The organism is Ruegeria faecimaris, assembly GCF_900182615.1.
Taxonomy (GTDB): domain Bacteria; phylum Pseudomonadota; class Alphaproteobacteria; order Rhodobacterales; family Rhodobacteraceae; genus Ruegeria; species Ruegeria faecimaris.
In genome coordinates this window covers 15,767-37,268 of sequence record NZ_FXTE01000004.1, presented here as the reverse complement: position 1 = coordinate 37,268, position 21,502 = coordinate 15,767, and the positions used below count along the sequence as shown (strand labels likewise).

The window sequence follows — 21,502 nt, the reverse complement described above, 5'->3', positions numbered from 1 at the left end:
TCAGCCGACAAACCGCGCGGCGATATCCCCGGCCATATAGCTGACGCGCCCGGCAGCCAGCGTTGCCGCGACACGGTTTGTATCTGCCTCCAGAATGACCAGATCGGCACGTTGCCCGGGGGTGAGCGTGCCGCGATCTTGCAACCCAAGTACGCGGGCTGGCCCTGATGACACCAGCGCCCATGCGCCCGCCATGTCCAGAAGGCCGGATTTGGCCAGCATCAAGGCTGCCCGGCGCGGGCTGGGATAGTGATAATCCGAGGCCAGCGCATCGCACAGCCCCATCGCAATCAGGTCCAGCGCGCTAACATTCCCTTTATGCGACCCGCCGCGCACCACATTGGGCGACCCCAGGATGATGTGATCCCCGGCGGTGCGGGCGGCCTCGGCGGCTTCCAGCGTTTCGGGGAACTCTGAAATCCGCGCGCCCCGCGCGCGCCAATCGGAGCGAGTTTGGGCAGTGGCGTCATCGTGGCTGCCCATGCGGACGCCCTGCTTTGTCAAATCAGCACAGAGTATATCCAGTGCGGTAGACACCTCATCCCGGCGAGCATGCATCGACAGCAGCATTTCGAAATGCACCTCGGGATTGCGACCGGCCTTGAGCGCCTGACCGGTCAGACGCGGGGGCTTACGCCCCTCAGCCAGACGGTCATGCGGCAGGTGGTCGTTGAACACGACATAGGGCACCTGCCAAGCCGCAATCTTTTCTGCCAGTCCGGCGTAATCGTCCAGCATATGCGTTTCAAACCGAAGCTGGGGCATCAGATCGGTGACGGTGTGGTCCTTGACTGCCGCAATGGCATCAAACACCTGCCCTGCGAACTCAGGCCCGCGCACCCCACCTTCCCAACTGTAAAACTGGGCCAGAACGGCTGTGGTGATGCCATTGGCCGCCAGTTCAGCCTCGACTGAGAGGATCCCTTCGTTCATCTGCTTCATGGCACCGCGACGGGGCGCGATGTGCCGTTCAAACCCATCACCATGCAGGTCGATAATACCGGGCAGAACCAGATATCCTGACAGGTCGATCTGCTGCCAGGCAGGGCCTGTCTGAACCACGCCATCGGCAATGGTCAGATCGACATCCGTCAGCCCCTCGCCGGGCAGAAGAACCTCTGCACCGGTCAGAGTCAGGCTTAATGCGGTCATTGCGTGGACTCCGAGTCAGGTTCCGAGCAATCCTGTCCGATGCAGATCTCGTCAATAGCTTCCATCACCCCGTCAAGCCAGGTGATCTGCGGGTCGAACTGGCCGAATTCGATGAAGTGCAGGGCCTGAGCCATGACCCGCGGATTGTTCATCATAAACGTGTGGGTCACCGGCAGAACCAGGTGATCAGTCATTCCTTCGACCTTGGTGCTTTCAACCGAAACCTTACCGTCATCAGGCCCATCAATCAGTGAAGAAAATACCGGGTTTAATGAGTTCTCACCTGCGATAACACCCAGTTCAAAATCCACCGGCGGTAGACGACCCGGGATCCCTTCGGCACCTGTGCCCAGTTGAAGGCCCGCAGGTCCGTTGAGATAGCCGAACACCTCCCACGCGCTAAGTTCATCGACCAGTTGGCTGCCCTGATTGGGCGGCCCCAGCATGACGACACGACCCAGGTTTTCCGGGCTATGATCCTTGAGCCAATAGCGCAACAAAATGCCGCCCATCGAATGTGCCACCACATTGACAGTGTCATCGCCACAAGACGCAAAGGCATCAGGAATGGTTTGTTCGGCCAGTTCGGGAATACCGATCTCGGTCGAGGGATAGCCCGGGCGCACAACCGAATAGTCATGTGACTTGAACAGCTGCTCCATCACGGTGAAAGAGGCCTCGGTCCGCGCAAGACCATGCAACAAGACCACGCATTTCGCGCTGGCCGCGGCAGGAAGCAGAAAGATAAGCAGGGCGATCAGAATTTTCATAAGCGCCAGATAATGCCTTAGCGCCGCTGATGAAAGCCCTACCCCCGCTGACGTTGCAGCACCGCCAGCGCAATGCCGCCCAACACAAGCGCTGCGCCAATCAAAAGCCGGGCCTCTGCTGTTTCGCTCAGCAAGAGGACACCGCCCAGAATAGCAATCACGGGCACGCTCAACTGCACCACAGCTGCAACGGTCGGTGCCAGTTGGGGCAAAACACGGTACCACAACGCATATCCCAGCCCCGAAGTGACCGCCCCGGATATTGCCGACAGTAGCAAACCGGTGCCCGTCATCTGCCAACCTCCGCCGAGCAACAGTAAAGCTCCGGCCGTCACCGGAAGGGCAATGACGAAATTCGCCGCCGTACCGGCAAGCGCATTTGGCTCGGACCGTCCCGCCAGAGAATATGCTGCCCAGCCAATCCCGGCAGCGCACATCAGGGCGGCTCCGACCGGGTCCACCTGAACCGTGCCCGACGGCCAAAGCACATAGGCGAGGCCACCCAATGCAATCGCCGCCCCCAGAAGTTGCTGTCGTGTCGTTGAATTTCCAGTCACGACAGTGGCCACGAACATCGTGATTTGCACTATCCCAAATAGGATCAAGGCGCCCAGCCCGGCATCCAGTGTAAGATAGGCGATCGAGAACCCGATCATGTAAAGCGACAAGGCGCCAGCGCCAATGAACCGGCGAGGGCTGCGCAACGGCAGGCTGCCGCCACGTATCAAAACCAGCACCGCCAGCATCAGCGCCCCTGCCAGAACGCGCATAACCGCAAACCCCGCCGGGTCGCTATCGCCGCCTTCAACGGCCATCCGGTTCAGAATGGAGTTCGCTGCAAAGGCGCACATGGTGAGGGCGGTCAGAAGGAACAGTCGCATATCAACCCGATACCGGTTTCACACCGGTTTGGGTACTCACTTTCCTGAAGGGACCGGTTAGACCGTCGACCTCGGAACAGTTTGAGCCACAGTTTCAGTCATAAGCGGCGTGCCAAAACGAAACGGGGCCGCCCGAAGGCGACCCCGTTCCTTAGCTCTGAAGCTCCCCTCTGGGCAGTTTGGCTATACTGCCAAGCGCCTGTGGGGCCGCCAGAATTCGTCTAAGCGAATTCGACGTTTTACATCATGCCGCCCATGCCGCCCATGTCGGGCATGCCGCCGCCAGCAGGTCCATCTTTCTGCGGCTTGTCAGCAACCATTGCTTCGGTAGTGATCAGCAAGCCGGCAACCGACGCTGCATCTTCCAATGCGGTACGGACAACTTTGGCCGGGTCAATCACGCCGAATGCGAACATGTCACCATATTCTTCAGTCTGCGCATTGAAGCCAAATGCCACATCGTCGCTTTCGCGAACTTTGCCCGCAACAACCGCACCGTCGACACCTGCGTTTTCAGCGATCTGGCGCAGAGGCGCTTCGATTGCCTTACGAACGATGTTGATGCCTGCGTCCTGATCAGCGTTTGCGCCTTGCAGAGTGTCCAGTGCTTTACCGGCCTGAACCAGAGCAACACCACCGCCCACGACAACGCCTTCTTGAACAGCAGCGCGGGTCGCGTTCAGAGCATCGTCCACACGGTCCTTACGCTCTTTCACTTCAACTTCGGTCATGCCGCCGACGCGGATAACAGCAACACCGCCTGCCAGTTTGGCAACGCGCTCTTGCAGCTTTTCACGGTCGTAGTCCGACGAGGTTTCTTCGATCTGGGTGCGGATCTGAGCAACACGCGCTTCGATCTCGGCTTTTTCGCCAGCACCGTCGACGATGGTGGTTTCGTCTTTGGTGATTTCGATTTTCTTGGCAGTGCCCAGCATGTCCATGGTCACAGACTCAAGCTTCATGCCCAGATCTTCGCTGATGACCTGACCGCCGGTCAGGATTGCGATGTCCTGGAGCATGGCCTTACGGCGATCGCCGAAGCCCGGTGCTTTGACAGCAGCAATTTTCAGGCCGCCGCGCAGTTTGTTTACAACCAGAGTTGCCAGCGCTTCGCCTTCAACGTCTTCTGCAATGATCAGCAGCGGCTTTTGCGACTGGATCACTTGCTCGAGCAGCGGAACCATCGGCTGAAGCGAGGACAGTTTCTTTTCGTGCAACAGGATCATGCAGTCTTCGAGGTCTGCAACCATCTTGTCAGCGTTGGTGACAAAGTAAGGCGACAGGTAGCCGCGGTCGAACTGCATGCCTTCGACAACATCGGTCTGGGTTTCCAGGCCTTTGTTTTCTTCGACGGTGATAACACCTTCGTTGCCGACCTTCTGCATCGCGTCTGCGATTTGCTGGCCGATCTCGGTTTCACCGTTGGAAGAAATGGTGCCAACCTGAGCAACTTCAGCCGAGTCCTTGACTTCACGCGAGGCGTTCTTGATGCCTTCAACAACCTTGGCAGTTGCCAGGTCGATGCCGCGCTTCAGGTCCATCGGGTTCAGGCCCGCTGCAACCTGCTTCAGACCTTCTTTGACGATGGACTGAGCCAGAACGGTTGCGGTGGTGGTGCCGTCGCCGGCTTCGTCATTGGTGCGGCTGGCGACTTCTTTCACCATCTGCGCGCCCATGTTTTCGAACTTGTCTTCCAGTTCGATTTCCTTGGCAACCGAAACACCGTCTTTGGTGATGCGCGGCGCGCCGAAAGATTTGTCCAGAACCACGTTGCGGCCTTTGGGGCCCAGGGTCACTTTGACAGCGTCGGCCAGGATGTTCACACCTGCCAGCATGCGGTTACGGGCATCGGTGTCAAACTTGACGTCCTTAGCAGCCATGTCGTTTCTCCTTGAGAAAATGTATTGGGATGAAGATCAGAGGAAGCGCGAGGGCTTACTCGATGATCCCCATGATGTCGCTTTCTTTCATCATCAGCAGCTCTTCGCCGTTGACTTGGACCTCGGTGCCCGACCATTTGCCGAACAGGATCTTGTCGCCAGCTTTTACAGCCATTGCGATCAGCTCGCCACTGTCCTTGCGTGCGCCTTCGCCGGTCGCAACAACTTCGCCTTCGCTGGGCTTTTCTTTTGCGCTGTCTGGAATGATCAGACCACCAGCGGTTTTCTCATCGCTTTCGGTACGGCGAACCAACACGCGGTCATGAAGCGGTTTCAATGCCATCTTTGCAGCTCCTTGGGCTCAAAGTTTATTTATCCTCCCCTCACCTTGCGGTGAGGCGTTAGCACTCGACCCTTGCGAGTGATAACGGCGTATAGCTAGGGGGTCGAAATCCCTGAGTCAACAAGCGTGAAGAATTTTTTATCCTTGGGACTCAGTCAGGCTGATCCCAGCTATAGGCCCAGTGCTTCAGACCCTCTTGTCCGGATTCCGACAAGGCGTAGACACCTTTTGCAATTTTGTCGAACCAGCCATAATGGTTTTCGCGCATCAGCCGGGTCGCAATCGAAACACCGGTTGCCTTAGCAACATCTGCCCCTTTTGTGGCACCACATTCTGCAAGATGCGCCGCACAGCGCAAAGCATCCTGACGATAGGCGGTGACGAGGCCGTGGCGTGTGGCGCCGCCTGCGTTCGGATCACCTTCAAGCCTGTCAAACTCGCGCAGCAGCCGCGCTGTTTTGGCCTTGTCCTTTCGCGGGGCGTAGGGCCCAGGGTCACAATGCACCTCGACAACGCCATCCGCCCGAACAGTTATCAGGCCAAGGCCCAACCTTCGACATAGCGCCGTGTTGTCCTTCAACGCCCGCCTGGCCGTGCGTCCGCGGGGCTTGAGAACACAGATATAGACATTTTCAGTAACCTTCAGTCGGGTGATTGCCTGGTGAAACAGCGCCAATGAGAAACGCAACTTCAACTCTACAATCACAGGCTCTTCACCCTCACGAACAGCCATGACATCGACCGCACCGACCTCGCCTTTGACGGTATAGCCCTGACGCTCTAACAGCGCCTTGATTGGGGGGTAGAGATCCTGCTCGCGGTCCATGTGGCTCATGCTATTCGAATTACTGTGGAATGCCAGACACAGATCAGGTCAGTGTCCATCCTGGCAGGTTGAACACCGGCCTTGGCCCCGGCAAGGTCGCACCCCATATAGGGATTGATCCAACCAGGATGGTACGATGCGTTTTTTCATCTTTTTGGCTTGTCTGCTGGTACCTTTCTCGGCCCAAGCGGCCTGCGAGGGGCGCGACCTGAGGTCTGACCTAAGTCCAGAGGCGCAAGCTGATTTGCAGCAGGCTTTGGCCGACTTCCCGTACCCGGAAGGCAATCACTGGATCGCGACAAAAGGCGATACAGTTCTGCATCTGATAGGAACGCTGCACACAAACGACCCGCGTATGGACGCCGTCACAGAAAGGCTGGAACCGACACTCAGCCAGGCGGATGCGTTCTATTTCGAAGTGACCCAGGACGAAATGACTGCATTTGAACAGGAACTGGCCAAAGACCTCAGCCCTGTTCTGATCACCTCAGGTCCCACCCTGATTGAGCTGATGCCGGAAGAAGACTGGGCCGCCCTGTCCAGCGGCCTGGCAGAGCGTGGCATCCCCAGTTGGATGGCTGCAAAAATGCGCCCCTGGTTTCTGAGCATGATGCTGGGTGTCCCCCCATGCATGACCGAGAATCCGGAAGCCAGCTATGGAATGGACGCGCGCCTGACCGACATGGCCGAAGCCCATGACATCCCCCAGTACTCTTTAGAGCAGATTGATGATCTGATGGCTATGTTTGACCAGCACCCGATCGAAAAGCAGGTGCAATCACTGATCCGCATGGCCAGTGCCTTTGAAAGCAGCGAGGATCAGCTGGCGACTATGGTCAATGCCTATCTGGAAGAAAAGCACGCAGAGATCATCCAATTTGCCAGACTACAGGGGCTTGAAACATCCGGTCTGTCGCAAGAGGTTTTCGACGAAGAGTGGTCCAGTTTCGAACAGCAACTTCTAGTCGGGCGCAACAACAACTGGATGCAGCACATATTGGCCATTCAGGACCAAACGGTGGTCATTGCTGTCGGCGCCGGACATTTGGGCGATGACCATGGTCTGTTGAACCAATTGGAACAGGCTGGATACACGCTGAAACGTGCCGCTTTTTAGGCCCGGCCTTACCCTTCGTCGCTGTTTACTCAGGGGCGGGTGACAAGTGTGCCAGACCACCCTATAAGGCGCCCAAATCTACTCTCCTCAGGACGCTGAAATGACAACCCTCGTATTTGGACATAAATCCCCCGACACTGATTCCACCGGTTCGCCGATCCTGTGGTCGTGGTACATGAACGAAATCAAAGGCGAACAGGCCGAGCCTGTCCTGCTGGGCGAACCCAACACTGAAGCAGCCTTTATGCTGCAGCACTGGGACCTGCCCAAGCCGCGCATCATCACAGACGTAGAGGCTGACGCACCGGTTGTTATTGTCGACACGAACAACCCCGCCGAGCTGCCCGCCAGCATCAACGGCGCCGATATCCGCGCCATTATCGACCACCACAAACTGGTCGGCGGTCTGGAAACCAAAGGCCCGATCGACATCACCGTGCGGCCGCTGGCCTGCACCGCCACTATCATGGTCGACATGATCGGCGACGATGCCGCCAAAATGCCCGATGCCATCAAAGGCGCGGCGCTGACCTGCATCCTGTCGGACACGTTGGAATTCCGCTCGCCCACCACAACCGCGCATGACCGCGCTGTGGCCGAAAAACTGGCCGCGGATCTGGGTCTGGACGTCTCGGCCTATGCTGCAGAAATGTTCGCGGCCAAATCAGATGTGTCCTCATTCTCGGACGCCGAGCTGATCCGGATGGACAGCAAGGAATACGAAGTCGACGGCACCAAATTCCGCGTTTCGGTTCTGGAAACCACAGCACCGGGTGTCGTGCTGGACCGCAAAGACAGCCTTGCGGCGTCGATGGCCGACGTAGCCAAAGAGGACGGTGTCGATCAGGTATTGCTGTTCGTGGTCGATATTCTGAACGAAGAAGCCACCCTGCTGGTTCCCAACGATCTGGTCAAAGCCGTGGCCGAGAAAAGCTTTGACGCCTCGGTTGATGGCGACGTGGTCGTTCTGCCCGGGATCATGAGCCGTAAGAAACAGATCATTCCGAACCTCAAGGTCTGATCCGAAAATCACCAAAGGCGCCTTGATCGGGCGCCTTTTTTGCTAGGCATTGCCCTTACTGGCCAAACACCACACGCACTGTCTTAGGCTCAAACGACACTCTTTCCAGATCAATGGGGCCCCATCATGACGCAGATCATCCACGCATTGCCCGAGGTTTCCAGCCGGTATAAGGCCCTGTTCGTCGATCTTTGGGGCTGTGTTCACAATGGTATCACGGCTTACCCCGAAGCGGTTGCGGCCCTGCAGGCCTATCGCGCGCAAGGCGGCATTGTTGTCCTGGTGACAAACTCACCCAAGCCGCGTGCTGGCGTCGCTACCCAGCTGGCGCAATTCAATGTCCCAGACGACGCCTATGACACGATTGCAACCAGCGGAGATTCGGCCCGGTCGGCCATGTTCCGTGGCGCAGTGGGCGAAAAGGTCTATTTCATGGGCGAATGGCAGCGGGACGCGGGATTCTTTGAACCGCTGAAGTTGTTGGACCACCCGATTCATATCGAGCGCGTGCCGCTGGCCGAGGCAGAGGGCATTGCTTGTTGTGGCCCCTTCGATCCCATGGCCGATCCGTCTGTGAACCGCGCTGATTTCCTGTACGCCAAACAAAAGGGGCTGAAGCTGCTTTGTGCCAATCCCGATATTGTGGTGGACCGCGGCGAGGTTCGGGAGTGGTGCGCTGGTGCATTGGCCAGGCTTTATACGGAAATGGGTGGCGAAAGCCTATATTTCGGAAAGCCTCATCCGCCGATCTATGATCTTGCCCGCCGCAGGTTGCAGGAACTTGGCCACGACATCCCCGATGGGGACATTCTTGTCATCGGAGACGGTCCGCACACCGACATTCTGGGGGGAATGGGGGAAGGCATTGATTCTCTTTTCATCTCGGGCGGGCTAGCCGCGGCCGAGACAAAAACCGAGGCACATCCGCATCATGAATCCCTAACTGATTATATTCAAAAGGAAAAGATAAACCCGACCTATACGATCGGCCGCCTTAGGTAGTCAAAAAAGGCTTGATTTTCTGCAGTTGCAAAGTAATAAAGTTTCCCAACAGGGGTGACTTTGATTTTTTTGTTGCCCGATGAATTCGAGTGAGGGCAACATGTTGGATAATCTTCCACGCGGCACGATCTGTATTGAAGACATCGAGATGGGCATGTCCCGTCACCTTCGCAAAGTGGTGACGGACGAGGATATCGAAATGTTCGCTCAGGTGTCGACCGACAGAAACCCCGTACATCTGGACGACAATTACGCCCGCGACACGATCTTCGAGGGGCGCATTGCGCATGGGATGCTGACCGCGGGTCTGATCTCGGCCGTGATCGGCGAGCAGTTGCCGGGCCACGGCACAGTTTACATGGGGCAGTCGCTGAAGTTTCTCGCTCCTGTTCGCCCGGGTGACATGGTCTATGCCGAGGTCAAGGTGATCGACATTGATTTTGCCAAGCGTCGAGTCAAGCTCGATTGTCACTGCGCAGTGGATGGCAAGAAGGTGCTGGTCGGCGAAGCCATGGTGCTGGCCCCGTCGCGCAAATTCGACTGAGCATTTCCGGGGGTTTCAGACCCTTGAACAAGCGCGCCTGTCCCGCTAGGCAGTCGCTATGCGCATCATTCGTGACCTCCAATTCATCGAACCCCAAGATCGCGGCGCCAGCGTGGCGATCGGGAATTTCGACGGCGTTCATATCGGCCACCAATCTGTGATCGAACTGGCCCGCAGCGCCGCGCCGAGTGCACCTTTGGGCGTACTGACATTCGAGCCGCATCCCAGAGAATATTTCGCCCCGGACACCCCGCCCTTTCGCCTGATGCGCGGCAATGCCCGCGCGCACCGGTTAGCAAAACTGGGGGTCGAAAAGCTGTATGAGCTGCCGTTCAATGCCGCATTGGCTGGCCTGACGCCCAGGGAATTCGCCCGCAACGTAATCTGCGACGGGCTCGGCCTGTCGCATGTCGTCGTCGGTGCCGATTTCTGTTTCGGCAAAGGCCGCAGCGGCACCGCTGATGACTTGGTGCTCTTTGGGCAAGAGATGGGGTTCGGTGTCACCATCGCTCCGTTGATGGAGCGGTCCGAAAATGTCGTTTCATCCACTGCGATCCGTACTGCACTGACCGAGGGCCGCCCGCAGGATGCCGCTACTATGTTGGGTCACTGGCACCGGATCGAAGGCGAGGTGATCGGAGGAGAACAACGGGGCCGTGAACTGGGATTTCCCACCGCAAACATGTCCATTGAGGGGCTGCATCCGCCAAGATTCGGCGTCTATGCCGTTCTGGTCGATGTTCTGGATGGACCTCATCTGGGCAGCTATCAGGGCGCAGCCTCGGTTGGGACGCGACCGATGTTCAATGGTGAGGTCCCCAATATCGAAACCTTCCTGTTCGACTTCTCGGGTGACCTTTATGGCGCGACCCTGTCGGTGGGTCTGGTAGAATACCTGCGCCCCGAGATGACCTTTGACAGTCTGGACGGCCTGATCGCGCAGATGGATGCCGACTGCGACAAGGCCCGCGGCCTGCTGGCGGACCGATGACAACGGATCCGATCGACCGCACCGGCCTGGCCCCCAGGTTCTGGGAACGAAAACCGTTAACCCGCATGAACCAAGCTGAATGGGAAGCTTTGTGCGATGGCTGCGGCAAATGTTGTCTGAACAAACTGGAAGATGAAGACACCGGTGAGGTTGCCCTGACCTGCGTCGCCTGCCGTCTGTTGGATGACGAAAGTTGCCGCTGCACCCAATACGATATCCGCCACCAATTTGTGCCGGAATGTATCGTGATGACGCCGGGCAATATCAACGATCACGCCTATTGGCTGCCACAGACCTGTGCCTATCGCCTGTTGTGGGAGGGCAAACCCCTACACGATTGGCACCCGTTGATTTCGGGCACACCGGACAGCGTTCATGCCGCCGGAGTCTCGGTGCAGGGTCGGACCGTGTCCGAATTCGAAACTCCGCTGGAAGAGTGGGAAGATCATATCATCGAGGAGCCCAGCTAATGTACTTTGCCTCTGACAATTCGGGGCCGGTTCACCCGGCGGTCATGGAAGCGCTGAATGCTGCCAATCAGGGCTATCAGATGGCCTATGGAACCGACACCTTGATGAATGAGGTCCGGGATCGCATTCGCGGGGTGTTCGAGGCACCTGGCGCCGCCGTGTATCTGGTGGCCACCGGGACGGCCGCGAATTCGCTGGCGCTGGCGACGCTGGCGCAGCCGTGGGAGACGGTGTTCTGCTCACCCGTGGCACATATCCACGAGGATGAGTGCAACGCGCCCGAGTTTTACAGCGGCGCCAAGCTGACGCTGGTTCCGGGCGCGGACAAGATGGCGCCGGACGCGCTGCGCGGCTCGATTCTGGCCGAAGAAACACGCGGCGTGCATGGACCGCAGCGCGGACCTGTATCCATTACGCAGGTGACCGAACGAGGGTCTGTTTACACCCTGTCAGAATTGCAGGCGCTCTGCGCCGTGGCCAAAGAGTATGGGCTGCCAGTCCATTTGGACGGTGCGCGTTTATCCAACGCCCTTGTTGCGTTGAACTGCTCACCCGCCGAGATGACGTGGAAAGCAGGCGTGGATGCGGTCAGTTTTGGCGGGACCAAAAACGGGCTGATGGGCGTCGAAGCCGTTGTCTTCTTTGATGAAAGCAAAGCCTGGGAATTCGAATTGCGTCGCAAGCGCGGGGCGCACCTGTTCTCCAAGCACCGCTATCTGTCCGCCCAAATGGCGGCGTATCTGCAGGATGATCTGTGGCTGACACTGGCCCGTCAGGCCAATAACAACTGCGCCCGTCTGACCGAGGGATTGCGCTCCAAAGGTGCCTCTTTCCTGCACGCGCCGCAGGCGAATATGATTTTTGCCCAGTTTTCACGCGCCCAACACAAGCAACTGCATGCCGCAGGTGCTGTTTACCACTTGTGGGGGGCAGAGCTGGACGGGGCAGATGACAGCGAAATTCTAGCCTGTCGGCTGGTTTGTGACTGGTCCATCGAGCCTGCGCAAATTGATCGGTTCATCGCGCTCTTGTAACGACGCGCCCGAAGCTTCAGGCAGTGGCAGGCAGTCTGTTCCAAAAAGCCTCGATCAGAGCGCCGGTCTCTGTCGGGTGAGAGATCGGAGCCATATGCCCTGCCCCTTCGATCACGGCGCTTTCGGCCATTGGAAGACGGGATTTCAATCCAGAGTTTATCGCGACCATCACTGGGTGGGTGAGCGCCCCATGCAGCAGCAATACCGGCATATTGGCGTGTGCGATCCGCTCGGGCCGTAGCAAACCTTTGGAATCCATTATCAGTTCGTTTTCGACCTCGGATACCAGATGAATTCCACGCACCATCCCCGCCCGTGCAGTTTCGGGCATGTCTGACCAACGCGGTCCCCTATCTCCGGCCCACAACCGGTTGAACAGCCTTGCCGCCAGAGGTTCGTCGCCTGATGCAAGCGCGTCCATACAGGGTTGGGCAACATGCGCGTATTCCGCCACAAGGTCCGGGGCATCCTGCTGAGCAACGGCAAAATACACCGGTTCTATCAGGGCGACACTGCGAACCAACGCGGGATGCTCGACCGCCAGCCGCAAGGCTATCGCCGCGCCAAAGGAATGCCCGATCAGATCCATCGGCTCGGTCAGATGTTCAAGTGTGGCTTCGGTCAGCCGGTCATACAGATCCCCCTGGCGATCCCAGTCCGGGCTGCGCCCATGGGACAGCATATCCGGTGCAATAAAACTTGCCTGCCCTTTCATCGCCGCGGCTAGGCCTGCCCAGACCCCGGAATGAGCAATGGTGCAATGCAAGGCCAGCACAGGGCGATCACCCTGCCCCAACTGCGTGACATGCAGGTTCTGCGCAACGGCCATTATGTTGTCCTATCCCTTCAGCCCGGCCAGATGCCTGTCCAGATCGTCCAACCTGTCTTGGCCCCAGAACCGCTGATCGTCTTCCGTTATATAGAACGGAGCTCCAAAAACTCCGCGTTCCACGGCTTCTTCCAGATTGGCGGTATAGGTCTCAGCCCCGAGCAGCAAGCCGCTATCGGCCAGATCCGGGGAAAACCCAGCGTCAGCCAGGCAAGCGCGGATCACGTCGTCTTGCGCGATGTCCTTTTCCTCGGCCCAGCAGGCGCGCACAAAGGAATGCACCAGCTGCCCCACATCCCCTGACTCGTCCTGAATGGCGGCGATGATCGCGTATGAGGACGGCGCCGCATTGGTGGGCCAATGGGCCGGTTGCAGGTTGAACGCCATACCCAGCTTTTTTGACTGTCGCTGCATTTCTTGCGTCCGGTATTCGATGCGCGAGATATGGCGGTCCTTGGGCGGAACACCTCCCGTACGTCCGAACAGGGCGACGATATCAAGCGGCTTGTAGTTGATTGTCGCACCATGTTTGGCCGCAATCTCTTCCAGGCGCAGTCCCGCCAGGTAGGTGTATGGCGAGAGTGTCGCAAAATAGTAGTCAATTTGGGCCATGTTCACTTTCTCCGCAGCGTTATCTTTGCTGGACGGTAAGGCCATGCTAAGCGGTGTCAACATCACGAATCTGTCACATTTGCCATTGCTGCCCGGGGACCTCAGCCGATGCCGACACTTCACGAACCCAAGTTAATCGCTGGGAACGCTAATCTTCCGCTTGCCGAATCCATTGCACGCCGAATGAGCCTGTATCGCGGCGTCGATCAGGGTCTGGTCGATGCCCGGGTCGAACGGTTTAACGACGGTGAAATCTTTGTCGAAGTGTTCGAGAACGTGCGCGGCGAAGATATGTTCATCGTCCAGCCCACCTCGAACCCGGCCAATGACAATCTGATGGAGCTGCTCATCATTGCTGATGCGCTGCGCCGTTCGTCGGCCCAACGGATTACCGCCGTGATCCCCTATTTCGGCTATGCCCGCCAGGACCGCCGCACCAAGGCCCGCACACCGATCAGCGCCAAGCTGGTGGCCAACATGCTGACTGGCGCCGGGATCGAGCGCATCCTGACCATGGATCTGCACGCAGCGCAGATTCAGGGGTTCTTCGACATGCCTGTCGACAACCTTTATGCCTCGCCGATCTTTGCGCTGGATGTGAAACATCAGTTCAAGGACAGCCTCGACGAGATCATGGTCGTTTCGCCCGATGTGGGCGGCGTGGCCCGGGCGCGCGAGTTGGCCAAGCGGATCAACGCCCCGCTGTCGATCGTGGACAAACGCCGCGAAAAAGCCGGCGAAGTCGCTGAGATGACCGTAATTGGCGATGTCAGAGACAAGATCTGTTTGATCGTTGACGACATGTGCGACACGGCCGGTACTCTGTGCAAAGCGGCGCAAGTACTGCTGGATAATGGTGCGAAAGAAGTTCATTCCTACATCACACACGGCGTCATGAGCGGCCCTGCGGTCGAACGCGTGACCAATTCGGTGATGAAATCTCTGGTGCTGACCGACACGATCCAGCCGACAGAAGAAATTACCAAGGCCAAGAACATCCGCATCGTGCCCACAGCCCCGATCTTTACGCAGGCGATCCTGAATATCTGGAACGGCACCAGTGTATCGTCACTGTTCGAGGATAAGACCCTGACGCCGATCTACGAGTCGATGTATCATAGGGATTGATCGAACGCGGCGGCCCAAGGGCCGCCTCTTTTCTTTCTGCAATACAGGTCGGAGTTTACCGTGACAGCCTCAAAACGCATTGTTCTATCCAGCGACCACGCAGCTATCGAATTACGCCAGGCGGTTGCCTCTCATATTGCGGCCCAGGGATGGGACGTCGTCGATATCGGCCCCAAGACACCTGAGAGCACCCATTACCCTGTTCATGGCAAGGCCGCCGCCCAAGCAGTGGCATCCGGGGATTGTCAGCTTGGCATCGTTCTGTGTGGAACGGGTCAAGGTATCATGATGGCGGCCAACAAGGTCCCCGGCATTCGCTGCGGTGTCTGCTCGGATGCCTTTTCCGCACGCATGATCCGCCAGCATAACGACGCCAACATGCTGTCTGTCGGCGCCCGGGTCGTGGGTGAGGGTCAGGCGCTGGATATAGTGGATGCGTTCCTGTCAGCCGAATTCGAAGGCGGACGGCATGCACACCGGGTCGCCATGATAGAGGCATCGGACGAGTCCTAAACCCAAGGCTGGCTTCACAGAATATCCCAGTCATCCTCATGTGGCACCTCGCCGAACGCTGTCCAAGATATTCGGATGCGCGCGATGCGGGTATCCGACCAGGTACGGAACACCGCAGCAAATCCCTCGGGCGTGATGTCCTCGGCCTTGACCTCGGCGCGCAATGCCGAAGATGTATCAACATCCCACAGTGACACGCTGATCTGTACAACAGGCGCGGAACGGAATGGCTGGCTGAATTCTATGTCCGAGCGTCGTTCGCGCGGCCCCTCGCCTGTCCACATGTCACCGCCATCTGCGAAGTCGGAGAACAGCACAACTTCGCCTTGGTCGATTCCAATCGGATGGGTACTAAAAGTCTGCATTTTGTCGTCTTTTATAAAGAATTACGGAACCTTAGACCGCCCTTCATCCAAAATCACCACAAAAAAACGGCCCCGCACAGGCAGGGCCGTTTCTAAATCTACATGTCCTGAAACTTACAGGCTCATATGTGTCCCAAGAGCTTCCATATCGGCCAGCAGCTTGGCCGCATCGTCGACGACTGATTGATCGTCGCCGCCTTTGGCCGCGTCATGCGACGCACGTGCCTCGGCGATCAGATCGTCCAGATGCGCGCGGGTCACTTCAGAGACCGGAATGGCCTTTTCGGCCAGAACCGACATGCTGTCGCCATTGATCTGGGCAAACCCGCCGGTGACCAGGTATTCGCTGGACCCTTCGGGTGCCTCGACCTTTAGCAGACCGGGGCGCAACGTGGTGATGGTGGGGGCATGATCGGGCATCGCCGTCATGTCCCCGTCCGCGCCGGGAAGCTGGACCGCAGTCACCGCGAGCGAAGCAAGGCTCCGCTCGGGGCTGACGAGGTCAAAGTGCATCGTGTTTGCCATCAGGTGTGCTCCTTAGGCGGCTTCTGCGGCCATCTTTTCCGCTTTGGCGATCACTTCATCGATGCCGCCAACCATCAGGAAGGCTGCTTCGGGCAGGTGATCGTATTCGCCGGCCACAACGGCCTTGAACGACGCGATGGTGACATCCAGAGGAACCTGAACACCAGGCGAGCCTGTGAAGACTTCGGCCACGTCAAACGGCTGCGACAGGAAGCGTTCAATCTTACGGGCACGGGCCACGGTCAGTTTGTCTTCTTCCGACAGTTCGTCCATGCCGAGGATCGCGATGATGTCCTGCAGCGACTTATAGCGCTGGAGGATCTGCTGAACGTCGGTCGCAACGGTATAATGCTCTTCACCGACGATGGCCGGGTCGAGCAGACGCGAGGTCGAGTCGAGCGGGTCAACGGCAGGGTAGATACCCTTTTCCGAGATCGCACGGTTCAGAACGGTGGTCGCATCCAAGTGTGCGAACGAGGTGGCCGGCGCAGGGTCGGTCAAGTCATCCGCAGGAACATAGACGGCCTGAACCGAGGTGATCGAGCCGGACTTGGTCGAGGTGATGCGTTCCTGCATCGCGCCCATGTCGGTCGCCAGTGTCGGCTGGTAACCCACAGCCGAAGGAATACGACCCAGCAGAGCCGAAACCTCGGAACCCGCCTGCGTAAAGCGGAAGATGTTGTCGACAAAGAACAGAACGTCGGCACCGGTTGCATCACGGAACTGTTCCGCCAGGGTCAGACCCGACAGAGCGATCCGCATACGGGCTCCCGGAGGCTCGTTCATCTGGCCGTAAACCAGCGCGATTTTCGAGTCTTCCAGCTTGTCGGGAACGATAACGCCGGATTCAATCATCTCGTGATACAGGTCGTTGCCTTCACGGGTCCGCTCACCAACGCCCGCAAACACGGACACGCCCGAGTGCACTTTGGCGATGTTGTTGATCAATTCCATGATCAGAACGGTTTTGCCAACTCCGGCGCCGCCGAACAGGCCGATCTTACCGCCTTTGGCGTAAGGGGCCAGCAGGTCAACAACCTTGATGCCGGTCACCAAAACTTCGGATTCAGTGGCCTGATCCGCGAAATCCGGCGCGTCCTGGTGGATGGAGCGCGTTTCGGTGGTTTCCACGGGACCTTTTTCGTCGATGGGCTCGCCCACAACGTTCAGGATACGGCCCAGGGTCGCGTTGCCGACTGGAACCGCAATCGGTGCGCCGGTGTCCGTGACTTCGGCACCACGTACAAGACCTTCTGTCGCGTCCATCGCGATGGTGCGGACTGTGTTTTCGCCCAGGTGCTGAGCCACTTCCAAAACCAGCTTCTTGCCGTTGTTGGTGGTGTCCAGCGCGTTCAGAATTTCAGGCAGTGCGTCATCGAACTGCACGTCGACGACGGCCCCGATAATCTGAGTGACTTTGCCTTTTGCATTCGCCATGTTTCGTCTCCGGTTTGTCTCTACAGCGCTTCGGCGCCGGAAATAATTTCAATCAGCTCGTTGGTGATCACGGCCTGACGCGAACGGTTGAACTGGATCGTCAGCTTGTCGATCATCTCACCCGCGTTGCGTGTCGCGTTGTCCATCGCGGACATCCGTGCACCCTGTTCCGAGGCCCCGTTTTCGAGCAGTCCCGAGAAGATCGCAGTCGCAACCGCCTTGGGCAGCAGATCGGCCAGGATGGCCTCTTCGCTGGGCTCATAATCAAAGACCGCGCCGCTGTCGTCCCCTTCGACATCCTCGAACGAGGCAGGGATGATCTGTTGTGCCGTCGGGGTCTGGCTTACGACGTTGACGAACTTCGAGTAGAAGATCGTGGCTACGTCGAACTCACCCGCGTCGAAACGGGACAGGACGTCTTTTGCGATGTCCTGCGCGTTGGAATAGCCCAAACGCTTGACCTCGCTCAGATCGACATGGCCCACGAACAGATCGCCAAAGTCGCGCTTGATTGCGTCACGACCTTTTTTGCCAACGGTCAGAATCTTGACCGTTTTGCCCTTGGCCTTCAGCTCATATGCTTTGGCGCGGGCCAGCTTGGCGATGTTCGAATTGAAGCCGCCACACAGGCCGCGTTCAGCTGTCATGACAACCAGCAGATGGACATCATCACTGCCCGTACCCCGGAGCAGCTTGGGGGCGCTGTCGCTGCCCCCGACCGATGCCGCCAGCCCCGCCATCACGGCATTGAACCGTGCGGCATAGGGGCGCGAGGCTTCGGCAGATTCCTGGGCGCGGCGCAGTTTTGCGGCCGCGACCATCTGCATGGCCTTGGTGATCTTGCGGGTCGATTTGACCGACTCGATCCTGTTTTTTAGATCCTTAAGATTTGGCATGTGCCCGCCTCTCCCTTAAGCGAAGGTTGCGGCGTATTCGTCCAGCGCAGCCTTGATCTTGTCGGAAGCATCACCCTTGATCTTGGGATCTTCGTCCGTGATCCACTGAAGCAGATCCGCGTGCTTGCCACGCAGATGCGCCAGCAGGCCAGCTTCATAGCGGCCAACATCGGTGACGTCGATCTTGTCGAGGTAACCGTTGGTGCCAGCGAAGATGACGCAAACGATTTCAGCGTTGGTCAGCGGCGAGTACTGCGGCTGTTTCATCAGCTCGGTCAGACGCGCACCACGGTTCAGCAGCTGCTGGGTTGCGGCGTCAAGGTCGGAACCGAACTGCGCAAAGGCAGCCATTTCACGGTACTGAGCCAGCTCCAGCTTAACCGGGCCGGCAACCGACTTCATCGAGTTGGTTTGAGCCGAGGAGCCTACACGCGAAACCGACAGACCGGTGTTCACAGCAGGACGAATACCCTGATAGAACAGCTCGGTTTCAAGGAAGATCTGGCCGTCGGTAATCGAGATCACGTTGGTCGGAATAAACGCCGAAACGTCGCCACCCTGGGTTTCGATAACCGGCAGAGCCGTCAGCGAACCCGCGCCAAAATCTTCGTTCAACTTCGCCGAACGCTCCAGCAGGCGGGAGTGGAGATAGAAAACGTCGCCAGGATAGGCTTCACGTCCGGGCGGACGGCGCAGCAGGAGCGACATCTGACGATAAGACACGGCCTGTTTCGACAGGTCATCATAGATGATCAGCGCGTGGCGGCCATTGTCACGGAAGAACTCAGCCATCGCGGTCGCGGCATAAGGTGCCAGGAACTGCATCGGCGCCGGATCGGACGCGGTTGCGGCCACAACGATCGAATATTCAATCGCACCGGATTCTTCCAGTTTCTTCACCAGCTGAGCAACGGTCGAACGCTTTTGGCCGATGGCCACATAAACGCAGTACAGCTTCTTGGACTCGTCGTCGCCTGCTGCTTCGTTGTACACTTTCTGGTTCAGGATCGCGTCCAGAGCAACGGCAGTTTTACCGGTCTGACGGTCACCAATGATCAACTCTCGCTGGCCACGGCCAATCGGGATCATCGCGTCGACCGATTTCAGGCCGGTTGCCATCGGCTCGTGAACCGATTTACGCGGGATGATGCCCGGCGCTTTGACGTCTGCAACGCCGCGCTCGGTGGATTCGATCGGGCCCTTGCCGTCCAGCGGGTTGCCCAGGCCGTCAACAACACGACCCAGCAGACCGTTGCCGATTGGCACGTCCACGATCGAGTTGGTGCGCTTAACAGTGTCACCTTCTTTGATGTCACGGTCAGAACCAAAGATAACAACACCGACGTTGTCGCTTTCCAGGTTCAGCGCCATGCCCATGATGCCACCGGGGAATTCGACCATCTCACCGGCTTGCACATTGTCCAGGCCGTATACACGGGCAATCCCGTCACCGACGCTCAGCACGCGACCGATTTCGGCCACTTCGGCTTCCTGACCAAAATTCTTGATCTGGTCCTTCAGGATTGCAGAAATCTCTGCAGCTTGGATTCCCATTTATCCGACCTCTTTCATTGCATTCTGTAGGGAGTTGAGCTTGGAGCGGATCGAGCTGTCGATCATCTTCGAGCCCACTTTAACGACAAGACCGCCGATGAGGCTTTCATCAACGGTCGCATTTATTGTCACGGTCTTGCCCACACGCTCGGACAGCGTTTTGGACAGTTTATCCATCTGTGTCTTAGTCAGCGCCTTGGCCGAGGCGACATCGGCGGTCACTTCGCCACGCTCTTCGGCCAGCATGTCGCGCAGAACCTGCACCAGTTGCGGCACAACGAACAGACGGCGTTTCTGCGCCATCAGACCCAGCGTGTTGCGCAGGATGGCGTTCAGACCCATCTTGTCGGCAATCGCTGTAATCGCGCCTTCTTGTTCAGCGCGCGAAACCAGAGGCGAGGCGATCAGGTCGCGCAGATCGGCACTGTCGCCCAATGCTGCTGCCAGATCGTTGATTCCGGTTTCCAGACCTGCGAGGTCTTTATTCTCTTTAGCGATCTCAAAAATCGCTGTGGCATAGCGCTCGGCAATGCCTGTGGAAATCGAAGCTGGTTCGGACACGTCCACCCTTCCGATATTTTGGGCCCCGAATTCGCGTTGCGGCAGCTACCCGGGGGCGTGAAGAAACCCCGTCCATAAGGCCGGGGATCAAAATCAACGGGGATGTAGCAGAGGTAAACCCAGCTAGCAACATATTATCACCATGGGCACCTTATCCACAAAGCGTTCTATTTCAGATACTTAGCTTGGGTGCGACCCTTTTATACGGCTGATGAGGGTGAAAAATGTTACCAAACCGCAAGGTTTTGCGATTCCTGCAGCCATTTTCGCGTGTTTCGGCCTTATGATGGAAGCTAGTACCGGCGTTGCGCTAGGCTGGCTTGAGCAGGCCATCCAGCGCCTTGATCTGACGGCGCCCTGTCGCTTTGGTGACGGTTCCGCTGGGCGGTCTGATTTGCTTTGTCGCCTCAACCATCAGAACGCCGCCTGCCATGATCGTCGGCAAACGCTGGCCAGTTTTCTCTATCAGGCTGCCGGATTTCAACCAGAATCGACGGAAGGACGGAGGCAAATACAAGGCGGAACAATAGTTATCCGTCATAAAGTGATGCGCCCTTAGCTGACTTTCCAACTGCGAGGCAGAATAAGGGCGCCCGAATCCAAATGGCGTTCGATCGGTCCGTGACCACAGCCCCGCACGGTTCGGTACGATAAAAAGCGCCCGTCCACCGGGACCAAGCACACGCCAGCATTCCGCCAGCAATTCGGCGGGACGTTGTGACGTTTCAAGTCCATGCATCACCACCAGCTTGTCCACATGGCCCGTTTCAATCGGCCACAAGGTCTCTTCCGTCAAAACAGATACGTTGGGCATTCCCGCAGGCCAGGGCATCACCCCCTGCGGCCCGGGCATCAGCCCGATGACGCGGCGCGCATCTTTCAGGTATGGCCGCAACAACGGCACAGCAAAGCCAAACCCTACGACGGTTTGACCTTTGGCCTCGGGCCACAGATCAATCATTCGCCCACGAATGGCCGCCTGCGCTGCACGACCAAGAGTGCTGCGGTAGTAGAAATTCCTCAGATCCTGCACATCAAGATGCATTGCGGA

The 21,502-nt window shown here is 58.0% G+C and carries 24 protein-coding genes; 9 read left to right on the top strand and 15 right to left on the bottom strand.

The window, feature by feature from the left end; all coding sequences use genetic code 11:
* The 6 genes from FN806_RS09710 to FN806_RS09685 form a co-directional block, all read right to left on the bottom strand.
* Positions 1 to 1,152, bottom strand: coding sequence for an alpha-D-ribose 1-methylphosphonate 5-triphosphate diphosphatase (locus FN806_RS09710; protein WP_142636533.1), 1,152 nt, complete (start codon positions 1,150 to 1,152; stop codon positions 1 to 3).
* The gene (locus FN806_RS09705) at positions 1,149 to 1,922 is read right to left on the bottom strand and encodes an alpha/beta fold hydrolase (RefSeq protein WP_142636531.1); all 774 of its coding nucleotides are present in this window, start codon (positions 1,920 to 1,922) and stop codon (positions 1,149 to 1,151) included. Before FN806_RS09705 ends, FN806_RS09710 begins: the two co-directional genes overlap by 4 nt.
* A 38-nt stretch (positions 1,923 to 1,960) precedes the next feature.
* On the bottom strand, positions 1,961 to 2,803 hold the full coding sequence (locus FN806_RS09700; protein ID WP_142636529.1) for a DMT family transporter: 843 nt from the start codon (positions 2,801 to 2,803) through the stop codon (positions 1,961 to 1,963).
* A gap of 239 nt (positions 2,804 to 3,042) precedes the next feature.
* Positions 3,043 to 4,683 carry a chaperonin GroEL gene (gene groL, locus FN806_RS09695; RefSeq protein ID WP_142636527.1) on the bottom strand — a complete coding sequence of 547 codons (1,641 nt, stop codon included), beginning with the start codon at positions 4,681 to 4,683 and terminating at the stop codon, positions 3,043 to 3,045.
* 55 nt (positions 4,684 to 4,738) lie between these two features.
* On the bottom strand, positions 4,739 to 5,026 hold the full coding sequence (locus tag FN806_RS09690; RefSeq protein WP_120632017.1) for a co-chaperone GroES: 288 nt from the start codon (positions 5,024 to 5,026) through the stop codon (positions 4,739 to 4,741).
* 151 nt (positions 5,027 to 5,177) lie between these two features.
* Entirely contained in the window at positions 5,178 to 5,852 is a 675-nt protein-coding gene (locus tag FN806_RS09685; protein WP_142636525.1) for a DUF2161 domain-containing phosphodiesterase, read from the bottom strand.
* Positions 5,853 to 5,988: 136 nt separating this feature from the next.
* Here FN806_RS09685 and FN806_RS09680 point away from each other — a divergent pair, with 136 nt between their 5' ends.
* From FN806_RS09680 to FN806_RS09650, 7 genes are all read left to right on the top strand, one after another.
* A complete protein-coding gene (locus FN806_RS09680) occupies positions 5,989 to 6,969 on the top strand; it encodes a TraB/GumN family protein (protein WP_142636523.1) in 981 nt (326 codons plus the stop codon).
* Positions 6,970 to 7,069: 100 nt separating this feature from the next.
* Positions 7,070 to 7,990, top strand: a complete 921-nt coding sequence (locus FN806_RS09675; RefSeq protein WP_142636520.1) for a manganese-dependent inorganic pyrophosphatase — start codon at positions 7,070 to 7,072, stop codon at positions 7,988 to 7,990.
* A 126-nt stretch (positions 7,991 to 8,116) separates the two neighbouring features.
* On the top strand, positions 8,117 to 8,992 hold the full coding sequence (locus tag FN806_RS09670) for an HAD family hydrolase (protein WP_142636518.1): 876 nt from the start codon (positions 8,117 to 8,119) through the stop codon (positions 8,990 to 8,992).
* 100 nt (positions 8,993 to 9,092) lie between these two features.
* Positions 9,093 to 9,536 carry a MaoC family dehydratase gene (locus FN806_RS09665; RefSeq protein ID WP_142636516.1) on the top strand — a complete coding sequence of 148 codons (444 nt, stop codon included), beginning with the start codon at positions 9,093 to 9,095 and terminating at the stop codon, positions 9,534 to 9,536.
* 58 nt (positions 9,537 to 9,594) lie between these two features.
* Positions 9,595 to 10,527: a bifunctional riboflavin kinase/FAD synthetase gene (locus FN806_RS09660; protein ID WP_142636514.1), complete on the top strand. Its 933-nt coding sequence runs from the start codon at positions 9,595 to 9,597 to the stop codon at positions 10,525 to 10,527.
* Positions 10,524 to 10,997 carry a YcgN family cysteine cluster protein gene (locus FN806_RS09655; RefSeq protein ID WP_142636512.1) on the top strand — a complete coding sequence of 158 codons (474 nt, stop codon included), beginning with the start codon at positions 10,524 to 10,526 and terminating at the stop codon, positions 10,995 to 10,997. The genes FN806_RS09660 and FN806_RS09655 overlap by 4 nt, the downstream gene beginning before the upstream one ends.
* A complete protein-coding gene (locus FN806_RS09650; protein WP_142636510.1) occupies positions 10,997 to 12,031 on the top strand; it encodes a threonine aldolase family protein in 1,035 nt (344 codons plus the stop codon). The genes FN806_RS09655 and FN806_RS09650 overlap by 1 nt, the downstream gene beginning before the upstream one ends.
* 16 nt (positions 12,032 to 12,047) lie before the next feature.
* Here the strand turns inward: FN806_RS09650 and FN806_RS09645 are convergent, their stop codons facing one another.
* The gene (locus tag FN806_RS09645; protein WP_142636508.1) at positions 12,048 to 12,860 is read right to left on the bottom strand and encodes an alpha/beta fold hydrolase; all 813 of its coding nucleotides are present in this window, start codon (positions 12,858 to 12,860) and stop codon (positions 12,048 to 12,050) included.
* 9 nt (positions 12,861 to 12,869) lie between these two features.
* On the bottom strand, positions 12,870 to 13,472 hold the full coding sequence (locus FN806_RS09640) for a 2-hydroxychromene-2-carboxylate isomerase (protein WP_142636506.1): 603 nt from the start codon (positions 13,470 to 13,472) through the stop codon (positions 12,870 to 12,872).
* A gap of 108 nt (positions 13,473 to 13,580) precedes the next feature.
* On the opposite strand from FN806_RS09640, the gene FN806_RS09635 reads away from it, so the two are divergent.
* Together FN806_RS09635 and rpiB are read left to right on the top strand one after the other, a co-directional pair.
* Positions 13,581 to 14,600 (top strand): ribose-phosphate pyrophosphokinase, encoded by a 1,020-nt coding sequence (locus FN806_RS09635; RefSeq protein ID WP_142636504.1) that lies wholly within the window; start codon positions 13,581 to 13,583, stop codon positions 14,598 to 14,600.
* 60 nt (positions 14,601 to 14,660) lie between these two features.
* The gene (gene rpiB, locus FN806_RS09630; protein ID WP_142636502.1) at positions 14,661 to 15,113 is read left to right on the top strand and encodes a ribose 5-phosphate isomerase B; all 453 of its coding nucleotides are present in this window, start codon (positions 14,661 to 14,663) and stop codon (positions 15,111 to 15,113) included.
* A gap of 14 nt (positions 15,114 to 15,127) precedes the next feature.
* Here the strand turns inward: rpiB and FN806_RS09625 are convergent, their stop codons facing one another.
* From FN806_RS09625 to FN806_RS09595, 7 genes are all read right to left on the bottom strand, one after another.
* On the bottom strand, positions 15,128 to 15,478 hold the full coding sequence (locus tag FN806_RS09625; protein WP_142636499.1) for an H-type lectin domain-containing protein: 351 nt from the start codon (positions 15,476 to 15,478) through the stop codon (positions 15,128 to 15,130).
* Positions 15,479 to 15,592: 114 nt separating this feature from the next.
* Positions 15,593 to 16,003, bottom strand: coding sequence for a F0F1 ATP synthase subunit epsilon (locus tag FN806_RS09620; RefSeq protein WP_142636498.1), 411 nt, complete (start codon positions 16,001 to 16,003; stop codon positions 15,593 to 15,595).
* Between the two features lie 12 nt (positions 16,004 to 16,015).
* Entirely contained in the window at positions 16,016 to 17,440 is a 1,425-nt protein-coding gene (gene atpD, locus FN806_RS09615) for a F0F1 ATP synthase subunit beta (protein WP_142636495.1), read from the bottom strand.
* A gap of 20 nt (positions 17,441 to 17,460) precedes the next feature.
* Positions 17,461 to 18,336, bottom strand: coding sequence for a F0F1 ATP synthase subunit gamma (locus FN806_RS09610; RefSeq protein WP_142636493.1), 876 nt, complete (start codon positions 18,334 to 18,336; stop codon positions 17,461 to 17,463).
* Positions 18,337 to 18,351: 15 nt separating this feature from the next.
* Positions 18,352 to 19,890 (bottom strand): F0F1 ATP synthase subunit alpha, encoded by a 1,539-nt coding sequence (atpA, locus tag FN806_RS09605; protein WP_142636491.1) that lies wholly within the window; start codon positions 19,888 to 19,890, stop codon positions 18,352 to 18,354.
* The gene (locus FN806_RS09600) at positions 19,891 to 20,451 is read right to left on the bottom strand and encodes a F0F1 ATP synthase subunit delta (RefSeq protein WP_142636489.1); all 561 of its coding nucleotides are present in this window, start codon (positions 20,449 to 20,451) and stop codon (positions 19,891 to 19,893) included. It abuts the gene before it with no gap.
* 310 nt (positions 20,452 to 20,761) lie between these two features.
* Positions 20,762 to 21,496: a class I SAM-dependent methyltransferase gene (locus FN806_RS09595; RefSeq protein ID WP_142636487.1), complete on the bottom strand. Its 735-nt coding sequence runs from the start codon at positions 21,494 to 21,496 to the stop codon at positions 20,762 to 20,764.
* Positions 21,497 to 21,502: the final 6 nt, after the last annotated feature.

Excerpts from the sequence above, each read along its gene's own strand:
- FN806_RS09620 (WP_142636498.1), bottom strand. The coding sequence starts at position 16,003 with ATGGCAAACACGATGCACTTTGACCTCGTCAGCCCCGAGCGGAGCCTT.
- FN806_RS09610 (WP_142636493.1), bottom strand. The coding sequence starts at position 18,336 with ATGCCAAATCTTAAGGATCTAAAAAACAGGATCGAGTCGGTCAAATCG.
- FN806_RS09710 (WP_142636533.1), bottom strand. The coding sequence starts at position 1,152 with ATGACCGCATTAAGCCTGACTCTGACCGGTGCAGAGGTTCTTCTGCCC.
- FN806_RS09595 (WP_142636487.1), bottom strand. The coding sequence starts at position 21,496 with ATGCATCTTGATGTGCAGGATCTGAGGAATTTCTACTACCGCAGCACT.
- atpD (WP_142636495.1), bottom strand. The coding sequence starts at position 17,440 with ATGGCGAATGCAAAAGGCAAAGTCACTCAGATTATCGGGGCCGTCGTC.
- FN806_RS09690 (WP_120632017.1), bottom strand. The coding sequence starts at position 5,026 with ATGGCATTGAAACCGCTTCATGACCGCGTGTTGGTTCGCCGTACCGAA.
- FN806_RS09675 (WP_142636520.1), top strand. The coding sequence starts at position 7,070 with ATGACAACCCTCGTATTTGGACATAAATCCCCCGACACTGATTCCACC.
- atpA (WP_142636491.1), bottom strand. The coding sequence starts at position 19,890 with ATGGGAATCCAAGCTGCAGAGATTTCTGCAATCCTGAAGGACCAGATC.
- FN806_RS09635 (WP_142636504.1), top strand. The coding sequence starts at position 13,581 with ATGCCGACACTTCACGAACCCAAGTTAATCGCTGGGAACGCTAATCTT.
- FN806_RS09645 (WP_142636508.1), bottom strand. The coding sequence starts at position 12,860 with ATGGCCGTTGCGCAGAACCTGCATGTCACGCAGTTGGGGCAGGGTGAT.
- FN806_RS09655 (WP_142636512.1), top strand. The coding sequence starts at position 10,524 with ATGACAACGGATCCGATCGACCGCACCGGCCTGGCCCCCAGGTTCTGG.
- FN806_RS09705 (WP_142636531.1), bottom strand. The coding sequence starts at position 1,922 with ATGAAAATTCTGATCGCCCTGCTTATCTTTCTGCTTCCTGCCGCGGCC.
- FN806_RS09625 (WP_142636499.1), bottom strand. The coding sequence starts at position 15,478 with ATGCAGACTTTTAGTACCCATCCGATTGGAATCGACCAAGGCGAAGTT.
- FN806_RS09640 (WP_142636506.1), bottom strand. The coding sequence starts at position 13,472 with ATGGCCCAAATTGACTACTATTTTGCGACACTCTCGCCATACACCTAC.
- FN806_RS09680 (WP_142636523.1), top strand. The coding sequence starts at position 5,989 with ATGCGTTTTTTCATCTTTTTGGCTTGTCTGCTGGTACCTTTCTCGGCC.
- FN806_RS09665 (WP_142636516.1), top strand. The coding sequence starts at position 9,093 with ATGTTGGATAATCTTCCACGCGGCACGATCTGTATTGAAGACATCGAG.
- groL (WP_142636527.1), bottom strand. The coding sequence starts at position 4,683 with ATGGCTGCTAAGGACGTCAAGTTTGACACCGATGCCCGTAACCGCATG.
- FN806_RS09685 (WP_142636525.1), bottom strand. The coding sequence starts at position 5,852 with ATGGACCGCGAGCAGGATCTCTACCCCCCAATCAAGGCGCTGTTAGAG.
- FN806_RS09650 (WP_142636510.1), top strand. The coding sequence starts at position 10,997 with ATGTACTTTGCCTCTGACAATTCGGGGCCGGTTCACCCGGCGGTCATG.
- FN806_RS09660 (WP_142636514.1), top strand. The coding sequence starts at position 9,595 with ATGCGCATCATTCGTGACCTCCAATTCATCGAACCCCAAGATCGCGGC.
- FN806_RS09700 (WP_142636529.1), bottom strand. The coding sequence starts at position 2,803 with ATGCGACTGTTCCTTCTGACCGCCCTCACCATGTGCGCCTTTGCAGCG.
- FN806_RS09670 (WP_142636518.1), top strand. The coding sequence starts at position 8,117 with ATGACGCAGATCATCCACGCATTGCCCGAGGTTTCCAGCCGGTATAAG.